The organism is Citrobacter sp. CF971, from assembly GCF_006385635.1.
Lineage (GTDB): Bacteria > Pseudomonadota > Gammaproteobacteria > Enterobacterales > Enterobacteriaceae > Citrobacter > Citrobacter freundii.
Genome location: NZ_CP041051.1, coordinates 3,907,917 through 3,928,233, shown reverse-complemented (window position 1 = coordinate 3,928,233; position 20,317 = coordinate 3,907,917). Strand labels below are relative to the sequence as shown.

The 20,317-nt window shown below is 51.8% G+C and carries 23 protein-coding genes; 17 read left to right on the top strand and 6 right to left on the bottom strand.

Annotation, left to right across the window (positions count from 1 at the left end):
* Positions 1–2: 2 nt before the first annotated feature.
* From cysN to rpoS, 11 genes are all read left to right on the top strand, one after another.
* On the top strand, positions 3–1,430 hold the full coding sequence (gene cysN / locus E6P06_RS22540) for a sulfate adenylyltransferase subunit CysN (protein ID WP_044713391.1): 1,428 nt from the start codon (positions 3–5) through the stop codon (positions 1,428–1,430).
* A complete protein-coding gene (gene cysC, locus E6P06_RS22535; protein ID WP_003034157.1) occupies positions 1,430–2,035 on the top strand; it encodes an adenylyl-sulfate kinase in 606 nt (201 codons plus the stop codon). Before cysN ends, cysC begins: the two co-directional genes overlap by 1 nt.
* A gap of 47 nt (positions 2,036–2,082) precedes the next feature.
* On the top strand, positions 2,083–2,406 hold the full coding sequence (locus tag E6P06_RS22530; protein WP_003034160.1) for a DUF3561 family protein: 324 nt from the start codon (positions 2,083–2,085) through the stop codon (positions 2,404–2,406).
* 215 nt (positions 2,407–2,621) lie between these two features.
* Complete coding sequence (ftsB, locus tag E6P06_RS22525) at positions 2,622–2,933, top strand: cell division protein FtsB (protein ID WP_139935744.1); 312 nt, start codon at positions 2,622–2,624, stop codon at positions 2,931–2,933.
* A gap of 18 nt (positions 2,934–2,951) precedes the next feature.
* A complete protein-coding gene (gene ispD / locus E6P06_RS22520; protein ID WP_003840328.1) occupies positions 2,952–3,647 on the top strand; it encodes a 2-C-methyl-D-erythritol 4-phosphate cytidylyltransferase in 696 nt (231 codons plus the stop codon).
* A gap of 55 nt (positions 3,648–3,702) precedes the next feature.
* Entirely contained in the window at positions 3,703–4,182 is a 480-nt protein-coding gene (gene ispF / locus E6P06_RS22515; protein WP_003034167.1) for a 2-C-methyl-D-erythritol 2,4-cyclodiphosphate synthase, read from the top strand.
* Positions 4,179–5,228: a tRNA pseudouridine(13) synthase TruD gene (truD, locus tag E6P06_RS22510; protein ID WP_057102023.1), complete on the top strand. Its 1,050-nt coding sequence runs from the start codon at positions 4,179–4,181 to the stop codon at positions 5,226–5,228. Before ispF ends, truD begins: the two co-directional genes overlap by 4 nt.
* Positions 5,209–5,970 carry a 5'/3'-nucleotidase SurE gene (surE, locus tag E6P06_RS22505; protein WP_003825728.1) on the top strand — a complete coding sequence of 254 codons (762 nt, stop codon included), beginning with the start codon at positions 5,209–5,211 and terminating at the stop codon, positions 5,968–5,970. Before truD ends, surE begins: the two co-directional genes overlap by 20 nt.
* A complete protein-coding gene (locus tag E6P06_RS22500; RefSeq protein WP_003034172.1) occupies positions 5,964–6,590 on the top strand; it encodes a protein-L-isoaspartate(D-aspartate) O-methyltransferase in 627 nt (208 codons plus the stop codon). The genes surE and E6P06_RS22500 overlap by 7 nt, the downstream gene beginning before the upstream one ends.
* Positions 6,591–6,774: 184 nt before the next feature.
* Positions 6,775–7,857 carry a murein hydrolase activator NlpD gene (gene nlpD / locus E6P06_RS22495; RefSeq protein ID WP_223232897.1) on the top strand — a complete coding sequence of 361 codons (1,083 nt, stop codon included), beginning with the start codon at positions 6,775–6,777 and terminating at the stop codon, positions 7,855–7,857.
* A gap of 62 nt (positions 7,858–7,919) precedes the next feature.
* Complete coding sequence (gene rpoS, locus E6P06_RS22490; RefSeq protein WP_000081498.1) at positions 7,920–8,912, top strand: RNA polymerase sigma factor RpoS; 993 nt, start codon at positions 7,920–7,922, stop codon at positions 8,910–8,912.
* A 142-nt stretch (positions 8,913–9,054) separates the two neighbouring features.
* Here the strand turns inward: rpoS and E6P06_RS22485 are convergent, their stop codons facing one another.
* On the bottom strand, positions 9,055–9,459 hold the full coding sequence (locus E6P06_RS22485; RefSeq protein WP_032938341.1) for a MarR family winged helix-turn-helix transcriptional regulator: 405 nt from the start codon (positions 9,457–9,459) through the stop codon (positions 9,055–9,057).
* A gap of 157 nt (positions 9,460–9,616) precedes the next feature.
* Between E6P06_RS22485 and E6P06_RS22480 the strand changes: the two genes are divergently transcribed.
* The 4 genes from E6P06_RS22480 to E6P06_RS22465 all read left to right on the top strand — a co-directional run bounded on the left by E6P06_RS22480 (position 9,617) and on the right by E6P06_RS22465 (position 12,376).
* On the top strand, positions 9,617–10,210 hold the full coding sequence (locus E6P06_RS22480) for a non-oxidative hydroxyarylic acid decarboxylases subunit B (protein ID WP_003840320.1): 594 nt from the start codon (positions 9,617–9,619) through the stop codon (positions 10,208–10,210).
* On the top strand, positions 10,210–11,637 hold the full coding sequence (locus E6P06_RS22475; RefSeq protein ID WP_003034198.1) for a non-oxidative hydroxyarylic acid decarboxylases subunit C: 1,428 nt from the start codon (positions 10,210–10,212) through the stop codon (positions 11,635–11,637). The genes E6P06_RS22480 and E6P06_RS22475 overlap by 1 nt, the downstream gene beginning before the upstream one ends.
* A 10-nt stretch (positions 11,638–11,647) precedes the next feature.
* Positions 11,648–11,884, top strand: coding sequence for a non-oxidative hydroxyarylic acid decarboxylases subunit D (locus tag E6P06_RS22470; protein ID WP_032938336.1), 237 nt, complete (start codon positions 11,648–11,650; stop codon positions 11,882–11,884).
* A gap of 339 nt (positions 11,885–12,223) precedes the next feature.
* On the top strand, positions 12,224–12,376 hold the full coding sequence (locus tag E6P06_RS22465; RefSeq protein WP_003034202.1) for a Hok/Gef family protein: 153 nt from the start codon (positions 12,224–12,226) through the stop codon (positions 12,374–12,376).
* A gap of 109 nt (positions 12,377–12,485) precedes the next feature.
* Here E6P06_RS22465 and mutS read toward each other — a convergent pair whose 3' ends face one another.
* From mutS to E6P06_RS22450, 3 genes are all read right to left on the bottom strand, one after another.
* Complete coding sequence (gene mutS / locus E6P06_RS22460; RefSeq protein ID WP_139935743.1) at positions 12,486–15,053, bottom strand: DNA mismatch repair protein MutS; 2,568 nt, start codon at positions 15,051–15,053, stop codon at positions 12,486–12,488.
* A 206-nt stretch (positions 15,054–15,259) separates the two neighbouring features.
* Positions 15,260–15,772, bottom strand: a complete 513-nt coding sequence (locus E6P06_RS22455; RefSeq protein WP_003846560.1) for a hypothetical protein — start codon at positions 15,770–15,772, stop codon at positions 15,260–15,262.
* Positions 15,772–16,557 (bottom strand): winged helix-turn-helix domain-containing protein, encoded by a 786-nt coding sequence (locus tag E6P06_RS22450; RefSeq protein WP_139935742.1) that lies wholly within the window; start codon positions 16,555–16,557, stop codon positions 15,772–15,774. The genes E6P06_RS22455 and E6P06_RS22450 overlap by 1 nt, the downstream gene beginning before the upstream one ends.
* A 455-nt stretch (positions 16,558–17,012) precedes the next feature.
* On the opposite strand from E6P06_RS22450, the gene E6P06_RS22445 reads away from it, so the two are divergent.
* Entirely contained in the window at positions 17,013–17,615 is a 603-nt protein-coding gene (locus E6P06_RS22445; protein WP_106107636.1) for a helix-turn-helix domain-containing protein, read from the top strand.
* Positions 17,616–17,751: 136 nt separating this feature from the next.
* Positions 17,752–18,594 carry an EAL domain-containing protein gene (locus E6P06_RS22440; protein WP_106107668.1) on the top strand — a complete coding sequence of 281 codons (843 nt, stop codon included), beginning with the start codon at positions 17,752–17,754 and terminating at the stop codon, positions 18,592–18,594.
* Between the two features lie 18 nt (positions 18,595–18,612).
* On the opposite strand, the gene sitD is transcribed toward E6P06_RS22440, so the two are convergent.
* Complete coding sequence (gene sitD / locus E6P06_RS22435) at positions 18,613–19,461, bottom strand: iron/manganese ABC transporter permease subunit SitD (protein WP_003846568.1); 849 nt, start codon at positions 19,459–19,461, stop codon at positions 18,613–18,615.
* On the bottom strand, positions 19,458–20,315 hold the full coding sequence (gene sitC, locus E6P06_RS22430; protein ID WP_003846570.1) for an iron/manganese ABC transporter permease subunit SitC: 858 nt from the start codon (positions 20,313–20,315) through the stop codon (positions 19,458–19,460). Before sitC ends, sitD begins: the two co-directional genes overlap by 4 nt.
* Between the last annotated feature and the right edge of the window lie 2 nt (positions 20,316–20,317).

The window sequence follows — 20,317 nt, the reverse complement described above, 5'->3', positions numbered from 1 at the left end:
CCATGAATACGACACTTGCACAACAAATTGCTAATGAAGGCGGCGTTGAAGCCTGGATGGTTGCCCAGCAACACAAAAGTCTGCTGCGCTTTTTAACCTGCGGTAGCGTGGATGACGGGAAAAGCACCCTGATTGGTCGCCTGCTGCACGACACGCGTCAGATTTATGAAGACCAGCTTTCATCGCTGCACAATGACAGTAAACGTCACGGCACTCAAGGCGAAAAGCTTGATCTGGCGTTATTGGTTGACGGCTTGCAGGCCGAGCGCGAGCAGGGCATCACCATCGACGTGGCTTACCGTTATTTCTCTACCGAGAAGCGTAAATTTATTATTGCGGACACACCCGGACATGAACAGTACACCCGTAACATGGCGACCGGTGCGTCGACCTGCGACCTGGCGATCCTATTGATCGATGCGCGTAAAGGTGTGCTGGATCAGACTCGTCGTCACAGCTTTATCTCCACGCTGCTTGGGATCAAACACCTGGTGGTGGCGATCAACAAAATGGATCTGGTGGACTTTAGCGAAGAGACATTTAACCGTATTCGCGAAGACTATCTTACTTTTGCTGAACAACTGCCGGGCAACCTGGATATCCGGTTTGTGCCGCTCTCTGCGCTGGAAGGCGATAACGTGGCTTCGCAAAGCGCCAGTATGCCGTGGTACAGCGGTCCGACGCTGCTGGAAGTGCTGGAAACCGTTGAGATCCAGCGCAGTATTGATACTCAGCCGATGCGCTTCCCGGTGCAGTATGTGAACCGACCGAATCTGGATTTTCGTGGTTATGCCGGAACGCTGGCCTCCGGTAGCGTGAAGGTCGGGCAGCGCGTCAAAGTGCTGCCGTCCGGCGTTGAGTCCAGCGTAGCGCGGATCGTGACCTTTGATGGCGATTTACAGGAAGCGCATGCAGGTGAAGCGATCACCCTGGTGCTGAAAGATGAGATCGATATCAGCCGGGGCGACCTGTTACTTGATGCCGGTGAGGCGTTGCCGGCGGTTCAAAGCGCTGCCATTGATGTGGTTTGGATGGCGGAACAACCGCTGTCGCCTGGACAAAGCTACGACATCAAAGTCGCAGGCAAGAAGACCCGCGCACGCGTTGATAGCGTGCAATATCAGGTCGATATAAACAACCTGACCCAACGTGACGTTGAAGCGCTACCGCTGAACGGCATCGGTCTGGTTAATCTGACCTTTGATGAGCCGCTGGTGCTGGATACCTATCAGCAGAACCCGGTGACGGGCGGGCTGATAATTATTGACCGCCTGACCAACGTTACCGTTGGCGCGGGACTGGTGCGTGAGCCACTTGTTCAGGAGCTCGCCGCGGCTTCTCAGTTCAGCGCGTTTGAGCTGGAGCTTAATGCACTGGTGCGTCGCCACTTCCCACACTGGGGTGCGCGCGATCTGCTGGGAGGAAAATAATGGCGCTGCATGACGAAAACGTCGTCTGGCATGCCCATCCTGTTACACCGCAACAGCGGGAACAACGCCACGGTCATCGTGGTGTTGTACTGTGGTTTACCGGGTTGTCTGGTTCCGGTAAATCCACGGTAGCAGGGGCGCTTGAAGAAGCGTTGCATAAGCTGGGGGTGAGTACTTATCTCTTGGATGGCGATAACGTGCGTCACGGCTTGTGCAGCGATCTTGGATTTAGTGATGCCGATCGTAAGGAGAATATTCGCCGGGTTGGTGAAGTGGCTAACCTGATGGTGGATGCGGGGCTTGTGGTGTTGACCGCCTTTATCTCACCGCATCGCGCTGAGCGCAAAATGGTTCGTGAGCGAGTTGGCGAAGGGCGTTTTATTGAAGTTTTTGTCGATACGCCATTAGCAACGTGTGAAGCACGCGATCCAAAAGGGCTGTATAAAAAAGCGCGGGCGGGTGAGTTACGCAATTTCACCGGAATTGATTCGGTATACGAAGCGCCTGAATCGCCAGAGATTCATCTTGATGGTGAACAATTGGTAACAAATTTGGTACCCCAATTATTAGACCTGCTGAGGCAGGAAGATATTATCAGATCCTGAGACACCCGAGCTCACATGCCCGGTCAGTCACGGTCACAGGATTAGATATGCGTAACAGCCATAACATTACTATTACAGAGTCAGATACCTTCGCCGCCGACGACGAAACCACCTGGTCACTACCGGGGGCTGTGGTCGGTTTTATCGCGTGGTTGTTGGCGCTGGGATTCCCGTGTCTGATGTATGGCCCTAATACACTGTTTTTCTTCATTTATACCTGGCCCTTTTTCCTCGCGTTGCTGCCCGTGGCGATTGTCGCGGGTATTGCCTTGCACTCGCTATTGAAGGGAAGGTTGCTGCTGAGCATTACCTGTACCCTGCTGGTGGTTGGGGCGATGTTTGGCGCACTGTTTTTATGGTTATTGGGTTAGGCAAACGCCTTTATTTAACAATCGCCGACGTTGTTCACTCTCTGGTCATAATTCAAACCGTAACCAACAATGAGATTATGTTCTCCTTACACGGGGTATACGTAACAACGGGCAAATGTGGTACATTTGCCCGCGTTGTCGCGGCATTCCCGACCGTTGATGTAAAGTTGTCTGCGGAAGTTATGGGATATTAATGCCGTTTTTCAGGGGGCAGGATGGGTAAACTAACGTTGCTGTTGCTGGCTTTATTAGTCTGGCTGCAGTATTCGCTGTGGTTCGGTAAGAACGGCATACATGACTATAGTCGCGTCAACGATGATGTTGCTGCGCAGCAAGTTACAAACGCGAAACTTAAAGCGCGTAACGATCAGCTCTTTGCCGAAATTGACGATCTCAATGGCGGACAAGAGGCTATTGAGGAGCGTGCGCGCAACGAACTCAGCATGACTAAGCCGGGCGAAACCTTTTATCGTCTGGTGCCTGACGCGTCTAAACGCGCTCAGACTGCAGGGCAAAACAATCGATAAACCGTCCAGGGATTTAACATGGCAGCCACTTTATTGGACGTTTGCGCCGTGGTGCCGGCTGCCGGGTTTGGCCGCCGAATGCAAACAGAGTGTCCTAAGCAGTACCTCTCTATTGGCAATAAAACCATTCTTGAACACTCGGTTGATGCGCTGCTGGCTCATCCCCGGGTGACGCGAGTCGTCATCGCTATCAGCCCAGGCGACAGTCGCTTTGCCCAACTTCCACTTGCTGCGCACCCGCAAATTACGGTGGTGGATGGCGGCAACGAGCGTGCCGATTCTGTCCTTGCCGGTTTGCAAGCCGCAGGGGAGGCCCGTTGGGTGCTGGTGCATGACGCCGCGCGTCCGTGCCTGCACCAGGATGATTTGGCCCGTTTGCTGGCAATCAGCGAGTCCAGCCGTACCGGCGGGATCCTTGCCGCACCGGTACGCGACACAATGAAACGCGCGGAGCCGGGGCGAACAGACATCGCCCATACGGTCGATCGCACCGATTTATGGCATGCGTTGACGCCGCAGTTTTTCCCGCGCGAGTTATTGCACGATTGCCTGACACGTGCACTCAACGAAGGTGCAACTATTACAGACGAAGCTTCGGCGCTGGAATATTGCGGCTTTCATCCGCAGCTGGTCGAAGGACGTGCTGACAACATCAAAGTCACCCGCCCGGAAGATCTGGCGCTGGCGGAATTTTATCTGACCCGAACTATCTAGATACATCATCCTTCAGGCTGCCTGGAGGACGCTGTGTATATCAGGAGAAGGCATAATGCGAATTGGACACGGTTTCGACGTACACGCTTTTGGAGGAGTTGGCCCAATTATCATTGGTGGTGTGCGCATCCCGTATGAAAAAGGATTGCTGGCGCATTCTGATGGCGACGTGGCGTTGCACGCGTTAACCGATGCTCTGCTGGGCGCGGCTGCGCTGGGGGATATCGGTAAGCTATTCCCGGACACCGACCCGGCCTTTAAAGGTGCAGATAGTCGTGAATTATTGCGTGAAGCCTGGCGGCGTATTCAAGCCAAAGGCTATACGCTTGGTAATGTGGATGTGACAATTATTGCTCAGGCGCCGAAGATGCTGCCGCACATTCCACAAATGCGTGTGTTTATTGCCGAAGACCTCGGCTGCCATATGGATGATGTTAACGTGAAAGCGACCACCACGGAAAAACTCGGTTTTACCGGGCGTGGGGAAGGGATTGCCTGTGAAGCGGTGGCGTTACTCATTAAGGCAACGAAATGACTGCGTTTGAAGATCTGACGTATCTCCATGGCAAACCACAAGGCCATGGCGTTCTGAAAGCGAATCCGGAAGACTTTGTCGTCGTCGAAGATTTAGGCTTCGAACCCGATGGCGAAGGCGAGCACATTTTGGTGCGTATCCTGAAAAACGGTTGTAACACCCGTTTTGTGGCTGACGCGCTGGCGAAATTCCTGAAAATTCATGCCCGCGAAGTGAGCTTTGCTGGCCAGAAAGACAAGCATGCGGTCACGGAACAGTGGCTGTGTGCGCGTGTGCCGGGCAATGCGATGCCTGATTTAAGCAAATTTGAGCTTGAAGGCTGTAAAGTGCTGGAGTACGCGCGCCACAAGCGTAAGCTGCGTTTAGGGGCGCTGAAAGGCAACGAATTTACGCTGGTGTTGCGTGAAGTGAGCGAGCGAAATGATGTTGAAGCGCGTTTGCAGGCAATTAACGAGCGCGGCGTACCGAACTATTTTGGCGCTCAGCGTTTTGGTATCGGCGGCAGCAACCTGCAAGGGGCGCTGCGCTGGGCGCAAAGCGATGCGCCGGTGCGCGATCGCAATAAACGCAGTTTTTGGTTGTCGGCGGCCCGTAGCGCGTTGTTTAATCAGATAGTCAGTGAACGCCTGAAAAAAACAGACTTTAATCAAGTTGTTGACGGCGATGCGCTACAATTATCGGGGCGCGGAAGCTGGTTTGTCGCCACACAGGAAGAACAAACTGAATTACAGCGTCGCGTCGATGAGAAAGAATTGATGATTACAGCGGCATTGCCGGGCAGCGGTGAGTGGGGAACTCAACGCGACGCGCTGGCGTTTGAAGAAGCCGCTGTTGCTGATGAAACCGCGCTGCAGTTTCTGTTATTGCGCGAGAAAGTCGACGCATCGCGTCGCGCTATGTTGCTGTATCCACAACAATTAAGCTGGAACTGGTGGGATGACGTAACCGTTGAGTTACGTTTCTGGCTACCGGCAGGTAGCTTCGCCACCAGTGTTGTAAGGGAACTTATTAACACAATGGGTGATTATGCGTATATTGCTGAGTAACGATGATGGGGTTCACGCACCCGGTATACAAACGCTGGCGAAAGCGCTGCGTGAGTTTGCTGACGTACAGGTGGTTGCCCCGGATCGTAACCGCAGTGGCGCGTCCAACTCGCTGACGCTGGAATCCTCACTTCGCACGTTCACCTATGATAACGGTGATATCGCCGTACAAATGGGTACACCTACCGATTGCGTCTATCTGGGCGTTAACGCATTAATGCGTCCGCGTCCGGACATTGTCGTGTCTGGTATTAACGCAGGTCCTAATCTCGGCGATGATGTTATCTATTCCGGTACCGTTGCGGCAGCGATGGAAGGTCGTCACCTGGGCTTCCCTGCGCTGGCTGTCTCACTTGATGGGCATAAACACTACGATACTGCTGCCGCAGTAACCTGCCGTATCTTACGGGCGCTGAGTCGTGAACCGCTGCGCACCGGGCGCATTTTGAATATCAACGTGCCGGATTTACCGCTGGATCAGATTAAAGGTATCCGCGTCACCCGCTGCGGTAGTCGCCATCCTGCAGATCAGGTGATACCACAGCAGGACCCGCGCGGTAATACGCTGTACTGGATCGGGCCACCGGGCGAGAAGTGCGACGCCGGACCGGATACTGATTTTGCCGCCGTCGATGAAGGCTATGTTTCCATCACGCCGCTGCATGTCGATTTAACCGCATACGGCGCGCATGAAGTTGTTTCTGACTGGTTAGACAGCGTGGGAGCCGACACGCAATGGTAAGCAGACGCGTACACACTCTTCTTGAACAATTACGTGCGCAGGGCATCAGAGATGAGCTTGTTCTCGATGCACTTGCCGCCGTGCCGCGTGAAAAATTCATTGATGAGGCGTTTGAACATAAGGCCTGGGACAATATTGCCCTGCCGATTGGTCAGGGGCAGACGATTTCGCAGCCCTATATGGTTGCGCGGATGACCGAGCTGCTGGAGTTAACGCCACAGTCCCGGGTGCTGGAAATTGGTACCGGCTCTGGCTACCAAACGGCGATTCTGGCGCACCTGGTGCACCATGTGTGCTCTGTTGAGCGCATTAAAGGTTTGCAGTGGCAGGCGCGTCGTCGACTTAAACAGCTTGATTTACATAATGTTTCTACCCGTCATGGTGATGGATGGCAAGGCTGGCAAGCGCGAGCCCCGTTTGACGCTATCATTGTTACGGCAGCGCCGCCTGAGATCCCAACCGCATTGATGATGCAGTTGGATGAAGGCGGTATTCTCGTCTTACCCGTGGGTGACGAGCACCAGTTTCTGAAACGGGTGCGTCGTCGGGGAGGCGAATTTATTATCGATACCGTGGAGGCCGTACGCTTCGTTCCCTTAGTAAAAGGGGAGCTTGCGTAGATACAGGCTCTGAATACCTGGAGTTTTCCTGGATATTCTGGAATTAGTAAGCGTATCGTGGTCACGTTTCCAGTGCCCAGTCCGATGCCTTGCACGGTGATTACGTCACTGGTTTTAATCAAATTTTCCTGGGGGATAAATGAGCGCGGGAAGCCACAAATTTACCGTTCGCCGCATTGCGGCATTGTCACTGGTTTCATTATGGCTGGCAGGTTGTTCAAATACCTCGAATCCACCTGCACCGGTCAGTTCCGTTGATGGCGGTGCATCAACGAACACCAATTCCGGTATGCTGATTACGCCTCCACCAAAAATGGGCTCGACGTCGACAGTACAGCAAACGCCGCAGATCCAGCCGGTGCAGCGTCCGACCACACAGTCAACACAGATCCAGCCTGTTGCGGAACAACCTGTGCAGATGGAAAACGGTCGTATTGTGTACAACCGTAAGTATGGGAACATTCCGAAAGGTAGCTATACGGGCGGCAGTACCTATACTGTTAAGAAAGGCGATACCCTTTTCTATATTGCCTGGATTACCGGGAACGATTTCCGTGATCTCGCACAACGCAATAACGTTCCGGCCCCGTATGGCCTGAATGTCGGTCAAACTCTGCAAGTGGGCAATGCGTCTGGCGCACCGATTACCGGTGGAAATGCCATCACCCAGGCGGATGCAGCACAGCAAGGAGTTGTGACCAACCCTGCACAAAATTCCACCGTTGCTGTTGCTTCGAAACCAACAATTACGTATTCTGAGGATTCAGGTGAACAAAGTGCTAATAAAATGTTGCCGAACAACAAGCCTGCTGGGACTGTGGTCACAGCGCCTGTAACGGCTCCGGCAGTTAGCGCAACCGAATCAACTGCAAGCTCAACGTCAACCAGCTCGCCAATCTCTACCTGGCGCTGGCCGACCGACGGCAAAGTGATCGAAAACTTTGCGGCTACCGAAGGTGGCAATAAAGGGATCGACATTGCAGGCAGCAAGGGACAGGCTATTGTCGCGACCGCAGATGGACGCGTCGTCTATGCCGGTAACGCGCTGCGTGGTTACGGTAATCTTATTATCATCAAACATAACGATGATTACCTGAGTGCCTACGCCCATAACGATACAATGCTGGTCCGGGAACAACAAGAAATCAAGGCGGGGCAGAAAATAGCTACCATGGGTAGTACCGGAACCAGTTCAACACGCTTGCATTTTGAAATTCGTTACAAGGGGAAATCCGTAAACCCGCTGCGTTATTTACCGCAGCGATAATTCGGCGGAACCAGGCTTTCACGTGCTAGTTCCGTTAGGGATCACGGGTAGGAGCCACCTTTATGAGTCAGAATACGCTGAAAGTTCATGATTTAAATGAAGATGCGGAATTTGATGAGAACGGAGTAGAGGCTTTTGATGAAAAAGCCTTGAGTGAAGAGGAACCCAGTGATAACGACCTGGCTGAAGAAGAGCTGTTATCGCAGGGGGCCACACAGCGTGTGTTGGACGCGACTCAGCTTTACCTTGGTGAGATTGGTTATTCACCACTGTTAACAGCCGAAGAAGAAGTTTATTTTGCGCGTCGCGCACTGCGTGGGGATGTCGCATCCCGCCGTCGCATGATTGAAAGTAACTTGCGTCTGGTGGTGAAAATTGCTCGTCGTTATGGCAATCGTGGTCTGGCATTGCTGGACCTGATTGAAGAGGGCAATCTGGGACTGATCCGTGCAGTCGAGAAGTTTGACCCGGAACGCGGGTTCCGCTTCTCAACATACGCAACCTGGTGGATCCGCCAGACGATCGAACGGGCGATAATGAACCAAACCCGTACGATCCGACTGCCAATTCACATTGTAAAAGAGCTGAACGTCTATCTGCGTACCGCGCGTGAGTTGTCGCATAAACTGGACCACGAACCGAGCGCAGAAGAGATTGCTGAACAACTGGACAAACCGGTTGATGACGTCAGCCGTATGCTCCGACTCAACGAGCGTATTACCTCGGTAGACACCCCGCTGGGTGGCGATTCCGAAAAAGCGTTGCTGGATATTCTGGCCGATGAAAAGGAAAACGGCCCGGAAGACACCACGCAAGACGATGATATGAAACAGAGCATCGTCAAATGGCTGTTCGAACTGAACGCCAAACAGCGTGAGGTACTGGCACGTCGCTTTGGTCTGCTGGGGTATGAAGCTGCGACACTGGAAGATGTGGGCCGCGAAATTGGCCTCACCCGTGAACGTGTTCGCCAGATTCAGGTTGAAGGTCTGCGTCGCCTGCGTGAAATCCTGCAGACTCAGGGACTGAATATCGAAGCGCTGTTCCGCGAGTAAGCACAAGTTCTATCAAGAAAGGCCAGTCTCATTGAGACTGGCCTTTTTCTATGTTTGTTGCCTGATGGCACTGCGTTTATCAGGCCTATGGGGAGCCGGACTTTGTAGGCCGGATAAGACATTTATGTCGCCATCCGACAGATTAGTTCATCATCTTACGCACCAGACGTGTGAACTGCTCACGTTCTTCATCAGATAATCGCCCCAGAAACTCATCATCCACGCTATCGCCTAACGGGGTTGCGCTGGCCAGTAATGCTTCTCCTTGCGCGGTCAAATAAACAAACCGCCGACGCTTATCTGCCGGGTCGTGTTCACGTCTGACCAACTCCCGTTTTTCCATCCGGCTCAGCATTTCCGCAAGCGTTGCCTTGGTACAGACTGCGGCTTCGGTCAGGGCGACCTGCTCAATGCCGGGATGCTCGGCAATGGCGCGCATCACCGCATACTGCGGTTTGGTCAGATCCGGTAATTCATGTTGCCAGCGAGCCGTATGTTGCTGAAAAAGTTGACGTAAAAGGTGAAAGGCTGTGTTTCTTAACGGCATGAGAGCTCCGGAATATCTGTCAGTCTCTATCTTAACGGGTAACGCGTCATAGTTTAACCATTGCTGCTTTAGCAATCTGTGCGAGGTGCTCTTGTCCGGAATGTATCGAGGGAGTATTTTAATAAAATGTTCGTACACGAACAAATTTGAGGGCGAAATGAGACTGATTGTAGGAATGACCGGGGCGACCGGCGCACCGCTAGGTGTGTCGCTATTGTTGGCACTGCGGGAAATACCGGGGGTAGAAACCCATCTGGTGCTGTCAAAGTGGGCCAAAACCACCATTGAACTGGAGACGCCGTACAGCGTCCGTGATGTGTCGGCGTTGGCCGATTATTGCCACAACCCGGCGGACCAGTCAGCGACCATATCCTCAGGATCGTTTCGTACTGACGGCATGATCATTATCCCCTGCAGTATGAAAACGCTGGCCGGTATTCGAGCAGGCTACGCGGAAGGACTGGTGGGGCGCGCTGCTGATGTGGTGCTGAAAGAAGGGCGCAAGCTGGTTCTGGTTCCGCGTGAAATGCCGCTCAGCACTATTCATCTGGAAAACATGCTCGCACTTTCCCGCATGGGCGTGGCGATGGTCCCGCCGATGCCCGCGTTTTACAACCACCCGCAAACGGTCGATGACATCACTCAGCATATCGTTGCGCGTGTGCTCGATCAGTTTGGTCTGGAGCATCCAAACGCCCGTCGCTGGCAGGGTTTACGGCAGGCGCAGAATTTTTCACAGGAGAATGAATAATGGCATTTGATGATTTGCGCAGCTTTTTACAAGCGCTGGACGACCAGGGACAATTGCTGAAAATCAGTGAAGAAGTCAACGCTGAGCCGGATCTGGCTGCGGCGGCTAACGCGACCGGACGTATTGGTGATGGTGCGCCAGCGCTGTGGTTTGACAATATTCGTGGTTTTACCGACGCCCGCGTGGCGATGAATACCATCGGCTCATGGCAGAATCATGCCATTTCATTAGGCCTGCCGCCCAATACGCCGGTGAAAAAACAAATTGATGAGTTTATTCGCCGTTGGGATAAATTTCCGGTTACACCGGAGCGTCGTGCCAACCCGACGTGGGCTGAAAACTGTGTTGATGGTGAGGAGATCAACCTGTTTGATATTCTGCCGCTGTTTCGTCTGAACGATGGTGACGGCGGTTTCTATCTTGATAAAGCCTGCGTGGTGTCGCGCGATCCGTTGGATCCGGACAACTTCGGCAAACAGAACGTCGGCATTTATCGTATGGAAGTGAAGGGCAAACGCAAGCTTGGCCTGCAGCCGGTGCCGATGCATGATATCGCGCTGCATCTGCATAAAGCTGAAGAGCGCGGTGAAGATCTGCCGATTGCCATCACGCTGGGTAACGATCCTATCATCACCCTGATGGGGGCCACGCCGCTGAAGTACGATCAGTCGGAATACGAAATGGCGGGAGCGCTGCGTGAAAGCCCGTACCCGATCGCTACCGCACCGCTTACCGGCTTTGACGTACCTTGGGGTTCGGAAGTGATCCTCGAAGGGGTCATTGAAAGCCGTAAGCGTGAAATCGAAGGGCCATTTGGCGAGTTTACCGGGCACTATTCCGGTGGACGTAATATGACGGTCGTACGTATCGATAAAGTCTCTTATCGCACCAAACCGATTTTTGAATCGCTATATCTGGGGATGCCGTGGACGGAGATTGACTACCTGATGGGGCCGGCAACCTGCGTACCGCTGTATCAACAGCTGAAAGCCGAGTTCCCGGAAGTGCAGGCGGTGAATGCCATGTACACCCACGGTTTGCTGGCGATTATCTCCACCAAAAAACGCTACGGCGGCTTTGCCCGCGCGGTGGGGCTGCGCGCAATGACGACGCCGCATGGCCTGGGGTACGTGAAAATGGTGATTATGGTTGATGAGGATGTTGACCCGTTCAACCTGCCGCAGGTGATGTGGGCGCTGTCTTCGAAGGTCAATCCGGCGGGCGATCTGGTGCAACTGCCGAATATGTCGGTGCTGGAGCTTGATCCGGGTTCCAGTCCGGCGGGGATTACCGACAAGTTAATTATTGATGCTACCACGCCGGTCGCGCCGGATAACCGTGGGCACTACAGCCAGCCGGTATGTGATTTACCGGAAACGAAAGCCTGGGCAGAAAAACTGACCGCCATGCTGGCCAACCGTAAATAAGGAGTAGCAGATGATTTGTCCACGTTGTGCCGATGAACATATTGAAGTGATGGCAAACTCGCCGGTAAAAGGTGTCTGGACGGTATATCAGTGCCAGCATTGTCTGTACACCTGGCGTAATACCGAACCGCTACGTCGTACCAGTCGCGAGCACTACCCGGAGGCGTTTCGTATGACGCAAAAAGATATGGATGACGCACCGATGGTGCCGAGTATTCCACCGCTGCTGGCAGAAGATAAGCGCTAATCAACACGCCGGGTGCGGCTTCGCCTTACCCGACCTACATATAGCGGTATTTTGTAGGCCCGATAAGCATAGCGCCATCGGGAAGGACACACCAATATTAAGCCTCGGAATATCCGGGGCTTGTTATTTTGCGAGCAAGCTCGTAGCGAATGGCTTAATTTATTTGAAGAGATGACACCTGGAATAGAATAGCTGCGGGTGCTTGAGGCTTTCTGGGCTTTGAGCATTTGTAAGGTCCCGGAAAGACAAAAGCCCCAGGAGATAGTTCTATCAACCTGAGGCTAGCGTACAAACCTGAACAATTTGGATGTTAGTCTCTTCTTTGCAGGGAGGCAAGACATGCTGACAAAATATGCCCTTGTGGCAATTGTAGTGCTGTGTTTCACGGCGCTGGGATTCACGTTAATGGTGCGAGATTCGTTGTGCGAGTTAAGTATTAAAGAACGTGGTATGGAGTTTAAAGCTGTTCTCGCTTACGAACCGAAGAAGTAGCAACAACGCGGGGGAAACCCCGCGTCTTGATGGTCTGGTTTCGTCCTCTTGCACCCATTCTCGCGTTGCCGTAGGCCCGATAAGCAAAGCGCCATCGGGCATTACAACGTTACACCAGACTTTTCAACCGGTAGATCCACTCCAGCGCCTGGCGAGGCGTTAGTGAATCCGGGTCGAGGTTTTCCAGCGCTTCAACGGCGGGCGAGGTTTCTTCAGGCACTGAAAGCAGCGACATCTGTGTTCCATCGACCTGGGTCGCAGCAACGTTTGGCGCAATGCTTTCCAGTTCGCGCAGTTTTTGCCGCGCGCGTTTAATAACCTCTTTCGGCACGCCAGCGAGGGCTGCTACTGCCAGACCATAGCTCTTGCTCGCCGCACCATCCTGTACGCTGTGCATGAAGGCGATGGTATCGCCGTGCTCTAACGCATCCAGATGCACATTCGCGACGCCCTCCATTTTTTCCGGTAACTGAGTCAGTTCGAAGTAGTGGGTGGCAAACAACGTTAATGCTTTGATTTTATTGGCCAGGTTTTCCGCGCACGCCCATGCCAGCGACAGGCCATCGTAGGTGGAGGTGCCGCGTCCAATCTCATCCATCAGTACCAGGCTGTTCTCGGTGGCGTTATGCAGAATGTTGGCGGTTTCGGTCATTTCTACCATAAAGGTAGAACGACCGGATGCCAGATCATCCGCCGCGCCCACGCGGGTAAAGATCCGATCGATCGGGCCTATTTCCACTTTCTGCGCCGGAACGTAGCTGCCGATGTAGGCCAACAGCGCAATCAACGCGGTCTGGCGCATATAGGTACTTTTACCCCCCATATTCGGACCGGTGATGATCAGCATCCGTCGCTGAGGCGAGAGGTTAAGCGGGTTGGCGATAAACGGCTCGGTTAGCACCTGTTCAACCACCGGATGACGTCCCTCAGTAATACGAATGCCGGGTTTATCGGTGAAGGTCGGGCAGGTGTAATTCAGGGTATAAGCGCGTTCTGCAAGGTTGACCAGTACGTCCAGCTCCGCCAGCGCGCTGGCGCTCTGTTGCAAATCAGCCAGGTGCGGCAACAGCATGTCGAACAGCTCATCGTACAGCTGTTTTTCCAGCGCCAGTGCTTTGCCTTTTGACGTCAGAACTTTATCTTCGTACTCTTTCAGTTCCGGAATAATGTAGCGTTCAGCGTTTTTCAGCGTCTGGCGACGCACATAGTTAATCGGCGCCAGATGGCTCTGCCCGCGACTGATCTGAATGTAGTAGCCATGAACGGCGTTAAACCCAACCTTCAGCGTATCCAGACCGGTGCGCTCGCGCTCACGGATTTCCAGTCTGTCCAGATAGTCAGTTGCGCCATCAGCCAGCGCTCGCCACTCGTCCAGTTCTTCGTTATAGCCCGGGGCGATGACGCCACCGTCGCGAACCAGCACTGGCGGAGCTTCCACAACGGCGCGTTCCAGCAGTTCACGCAGCTCTGCAAACTCACCCATTTTCTCGCGCAGCATCTGCACGGGGGTACTGTCTACACTTTCCAGTTGCGCGCGCAGTTCCGGTAATTGCTGGAAGGCATGACGCATACGGGCCAGATCGCGCGGACGCGCAGTACGCAGGGCCAAACGCGCCAGGATACGTTCCAGATCGCCTACCTGACGCAGCACGGGTTGCAATTCACTGGTGGAATCCTGTAGCGCACCGATAGTCTGTTGACGCTCGGTAAGGACTTTGGTGTCACGGACAGGCATATGCAGCCAGCGCTTGAGCATACGGCTGCCCATCGGCGTCACGGTGCAGTCGAGTACTGAAGCCAGCGTGTTTTCAACGCCACCCGCCAGGTTCTGGGTAATTTCCAGATTGCGGCGCGTGGCGGCATCCATAATGATGCTGTCCTGTTGACGTTCCATGGTGATGGAACGAATATGCGGCAGCGAGGTGCGCTGGGTATCTTTTACGTATTGCAGCAGACAGCCAGCAGCACATAATCCGCGCGGGGCGTTTTCCACGCCAAAACCAATCAGATCCCGCGTGCCAAACTGCAAGTTCAGCTGCTGGCGAGCAGTATCGATTTCAAATTCCCAAAGTGGACGACGGCGTAATCCGCGACGCCCCTCAATCAGTGAAATTTCAGCGAAATCTTCGGCATACAGCAGTTCAGCGGGATTGGTGCGCTGCAATTCTGCTGCCATGGTCTCGCGGTCGGCCGGTTCGCTGACGCGAAAACGCCCGGAGCTGATATCCAGCGTGGCGTAGCCGTAACCTTTACTGTCTTGCCAGATAGCGGCCAGCAGGTTGTCCTGGCGTTCTTGCAGCAGCGCTTCATCACTGATGGTGCCAGGCGTGACGATACGCACCACTTTGCGCTCAACCGGACCTTTACTGGTTGCCGGATCGCCAATCTGCTCACAAATAGCGACAGATTCACCCTGATTAACCAGCTTGGCGAGGTAGTTCTCGACCGCATGGTGAGGAATGCCCGCCATCGGGATAGGCTCGCCTGCTGATGCGCCGCGTTTGGTCAGGGAGATATCAAGCAGCTGAGACGCGCGTTTTGCATCGTCATAAAACAGTTCGTAAAAGTCGCCCATGCGGTAAAACAACAGTATCTCCGGATGCTGAGCCTTCAGCTTGAGATACTGCTGCATCATCGGGGTGTGGTTCGTGAAGTCCGTATCAAGTGACTCTTTCATATCGCTTTTGCTCTTTTTTTAATCTTTTGGGGTACCTGGGCAGTCTCACGTGAGCCCCTGGAAACTCACATAAACCCACAAATTTGTCATTCGAAAGCCGCCTGAAGGGCAGTAACGACGAGCGTTGGCTCGGCCTGAATGGTCTATCTTATCACCGACAACGGCTGAGATTCATCCGTAGGTTTTGCCGCCAGAACGCTTATTGATTATTCATTTTCCGGCAAAGCATAATTCTGGCAATACAGATAGGGGATCCCCTCTTTGGTAATCAGGTATGTCTCGCTGTTCAGCGCAAAAAAATCGACGTTGGATACGCTGGTGTTGGTCAGGAAAAAGTCGGGGAGGAGTTCCTGAATAAGGCTGGCGGGAGCCGTTTCGCGATTGGAAATTTGGATTTTCTGTGAAATCCAAACCGGGCTTGAGCCGTAGCTGGATTGTGTAAAAAGTACCATGCGTTGCACGGTCTGCTCATTATTTTCGGCATCTTTGATAATACCATCAATATTAACAATACCTTTACTGCCCCCGGTTTTGATATCAATAATCCCTCGGAACGAACTTGTATTGCGTACAATTTCGATGGCAGAGCGGCAGGTAAGATCTTGTAACTCGCCATTGTTCTTACTGTACCGATAAATGACAGTAAGAATTAGCGTAGCAAAACAAAGCAGCAGGATAATACCTGTCTGGATGCGGGAGGTTCGGGGATATAAATTCATTAGCTATCATACCGTGGGTAATATACCGGCTGACAGGCGTTTTCCTGCCTGGCTTTTATCGGTGAGCGACACACCAGCGCGGACAGTTTCTTAGACTCAGGATAGGTTGTGATATAAATAAATTTATGGCTCTGACACAATCCTGGGTTTTTGTCGATAAACGCGGTATGCCGGGAAAAGTTACTGGCATCGCTATTGAAATAATACTGACAGTCTGTTGGTGTTTTGCTCGCGGCGATATAGCCGGAGAAATAATCATCGCTGGCTTGCCACGGATATAGTATAAGCACACAAATTATCAGGGTAAGTGCCAACATTATCGTTTCTGCTGTCGTTATCAAAGGTTGACGCGGCGGGTCAGCCAAAAGTTCCTCAATGGTGGCATCTGGCGCTAAGGATTCTTCAGCAGAAGCAGAGTTATTCTCCGGTGTATCAATGACCTGAATATCAAACTCTTCTTGAATGATCAGCCCTTTGCGGGGAATCGTTGTGATCAGCGGTTGTTCAAGCTCCAGCTGCATCAAGCTTTTACGCAACGAGAGAATACTTTGATAAAAGGCGTTGAAACTTACCTGGCGGTGATTTTTACCCCAACCGAATTCCAGCAATTCGTTTTGAGAAACCACTTGCCCGCGATGTTGAATAAGTAATAAAAGACATAACGACGCTGAGTGTTTGAGTTTTATCCGCTGATTGGGGTGATCTACCCGCGCCAGACATTGTGTGGCTGGCGTAAATATTATTCTATTTTCAATCAGATAACTGACATTGCCAGTCTCAGACATATTGTCTCTACTCTTGATGATGCGTCAGATGGTTGGTTAGTCATGATACCACTGAGCCTATAAAGACCACCAGCATGGACCTAATCCCACAGCGAGAACCGAGAAGTGTTGCAATTTAGTATCATGATATAACAAGAATGATAATTTTTTAATGAAAATAAAATCCATTGAAATCAATTAATTGTATCTTTTTTGCTACTATACAAAGAACAGAAAGATGAAAAAATGTCGACAAAGATGATTGCCATTAATTCTTTATGGACAGCGCCATATACTGCCTGACACCACCACGCGAAAACAGCATGAACTTTAACGCGTCAACGGCACCAGGGAATGCCGGTGGTAGATGTAGATGCGAATAAATGTCAGCTTGTTTGCGGGCTGACATTTATTTTTAGTGCTGAGTAAATTTAACCATCTTTTTGACAAAGCCATAATTTGCGGTAGAGATTCCCATGTTCCAGAAAGAAATTGAAAATGCTGTAGTGCTCGTTGGCGATGAAATGAAGAAGTCGGATAATGCCTGGCTGTCGTTACGTAAAAAACGTCAGCGTATTGATTTGAAGACCGATGGACATATCTTGTTTCTGGAGAAAGGGACTGTCTCTGTGTATCGTGTGGAAAATGATTTAGTCACTGTGAGTATTTCTGCACCTGCCATTCTCGGCCTGCCACAAATGCGTACGGAAGTGGCCGGCCACTATTTACGTTGTGATACCGATTGTGAAATGTGGGCGATGAGCGTACAAAATGCCGATCTCCTGTTTACAGCCAAAAACTTATGGAAGCAGGCGTTTGATATCTTAACGCATCATCTTCAGCGTTATTTCCAGCGTGAGGCGTTGCAGTCGCACCGCACTATACGTGAGCAGATTATTGAACACGTAAAATATATCTGGGCGATGGAGCCTGGGGTACGTGAGAAAACGTCCGTGTATACATTTATTCTCGCTCGAAATCATATCTCACGCAGTGCTATCCATAAAGTACTGCAGGAGTTAGTAAATGACGGAAAAATAATTATGAATCGAGGAAAACTCTCTTTGTTTATCTATTAAAGTTAACATTGATATCGTCTGAAGTGTTTACTGCACTCTACACGAAATGTCCATTTTTATCTATAAATTAGTATTTATTTATTAATTTGATATGAATATGATATTCCTTCCAATAATAACAAAAGTTATATCGCCAATGATCAACGGCAGGCCGGAAAGTCTCGAGTCACAGCATAGCCGATGGTTTGGCAACCCTACTGCCGATACAACGGATATTCGCGCTGCACTGCTGCACGCGTTGGATCACAACACCTTTGTCCTGCTGGCCCAGCCTATCGTCAGCACTCGTGGTGAAGAGCCTTATCATGAGATATTGATCCGCATGCACAATGAGAGCGGGGAATTTATTTCCCCTGACCACTTTTTGTCGGTCGCTCGCGACACGGGGTTAGCGCCTGATATCGATCTTTGGGTTATTGAGAACACCCTGGAGTACATGCGCTACCATCCGCTGAGTTGTTTTTCCATTAACCTGGCGCCAGTGACGTTATGCTGTTCAGGTTTGGTTGCAAAGATCGCGGAGTTGTTGCGGGAATATATGGTGATACCGCAACGGATTATTTTTGAGATAACCGAGGCTGATACCCTGTCAGATAAAGAGCAAACGGTAGAAGCGCTACGCTCACTACGTCAGTTGGGATGCCGGATCGCGATAGATGACTTTGGGGCTGGGTTTGCAAGCTATGAACGTCTGATGAGCATTGAAGCAGATATTTTGAAGATCGATGGGTCTTTCGTTCGTGGGATTACAAAATGTAAGATTAGTCACTATATCATCGAATCTTTCTGCCAGGTTGCGGCAATGAAAGATATGCAGGTTGTCGCCGAATTTGTTGAAAATGCTGAAATCCAGATGTGCCTGGAGCAGATGAATATCGGGTGGTTACAGGGATACCATATTGGCAAGCCAAAACCCTTGCTCACGTTAGAGCAATCTAGCCTCCTGCGGAGGCTATTTAATATCAAAATCATTAGCTGATATATTATGGATCATTATTTATACATCATGCAGGCGTTGCCGTTCTAAACGGCGATCGCGCAGGGTGGAATAAATAAAGGTCATCACAAACAGCAGTGAAAATAGTACGACGATGGTGGGGGCCGGTGCACTGTCGATGAAAAAAGACAGGTACACGCCCATAAACGAGGTAACGACCGACATAATCACCGCCAGCCACAAGGCGTGAGAAAATTTTCGCGTCATTAAGATCGCGATGGCGCCGGGAGCAATCAGTAAAGAAATCGACAAAATAATCCCGACAGATTTTAGCGTGGCGACAATCGTCAGGGCGATCATGCACAGCAGGCCGTAATGTAACAGTGCAGTGTTAAGCCCACTGGCCTTTGCCTGATGCGGATCGAACGCATGCAGTAGCAGATCTTTCCACTTAAGCCCAATAATAAGCGCGATCCCCAAAGCGATCGCCATTGTTTGCATGATATCGGTCAGTGATATACCGAGCATATCGCCGAACAGAATATGATCGAGATGCACTTCCGACTGAATGGAAACATACAGCACCAGTCCCGCACCGAACATCCCGGAGAAAACAATGCCCATGATGGTGTCGCGCTTAATGCGGCTGTTATCGTCGAGGTATCCGGTTGCTATCGCGCAGAACAATCCAGCGACAAATGCGCCAATTGCCAGCGGGATGCCTGCGATATAAGCCAGAACGATCCCTGGAAAAACCGCATGGCTCATGGCATCGCCCATCAGCGCCCAGCCTTTGAGAACTAAAAATACCGACAGCAGCGCGCAGGGCACGGCGACAATGGTGGAGATAACCAGCGCATTGACCATAAAGCTAAACTGAAAGGGTTCCAGCAGCGTTGTCAAGATCATATCAGCTCCTTATTGACCTGACGGGCGCGGCGGCGATTCGCCAGCAGACCATGTTTTGGTGCGAAGACAAATGCCAGCAGGAACAGCAATGTTTGCAGAACGACGATAATTCCGCCGGTTGCGCCGTCCAGCCAGTAGCTCAGCCAGGCGCCGAAAAAGCTGGTCAGGCTGCCGATAGCTACGGCGATGGTGAGCAGGCGTGGAAAACGATCGGTCAGCAGCCAGGCCGTCGCTCCGGGCGTAACCACCAGGCAAATCACCAGAAATGCACCGACGGTTTGCAGGGCGGCTACCGTTGAAACGGAAAGCAGCGTAAAAAACAACAACTTCAACCGACCCGGGTTTAAACCGATAGAGCGCGCGTGGTTTTCATCAAAAAAGACCACCATCAGATCTTTCCACTTCAAAAACAGGATAGTCAGCGAGATAACCCCGATGATGGCCAGTTGCAGAATATCTTCCGGTGCAATCGCCAGCACGTTGCCGAGAATAATGGTCTGAATGTTCACTGACATCGGATTGAGCGACACCATAAACAGCCCGATACCGAAAAAAGACGAAAAAATCAGTCCGATAATCGCATCTTCCTTCAGGCGCGAACGCTGATTAAGAAACAGCATACTGCCCGCCGCCAGGCCGCCGGAAAGGAATGCGCCCAGTGCGAAGGGAAGCCCTAACATATAAGCGCCTGCCACGCCCGGAACAATAGAGTGCGATAGTGCATCGCCAATCAGCGACCAGCCTTTTAGCATCAGATAGCAGGAGAGAAACGCGCACAGACCGCCGACCATCGCTGAGACCCACATGGCGTTGAGCATATACTGGTAACCAAACGGCTCTGTCAGCCAGTTCATGA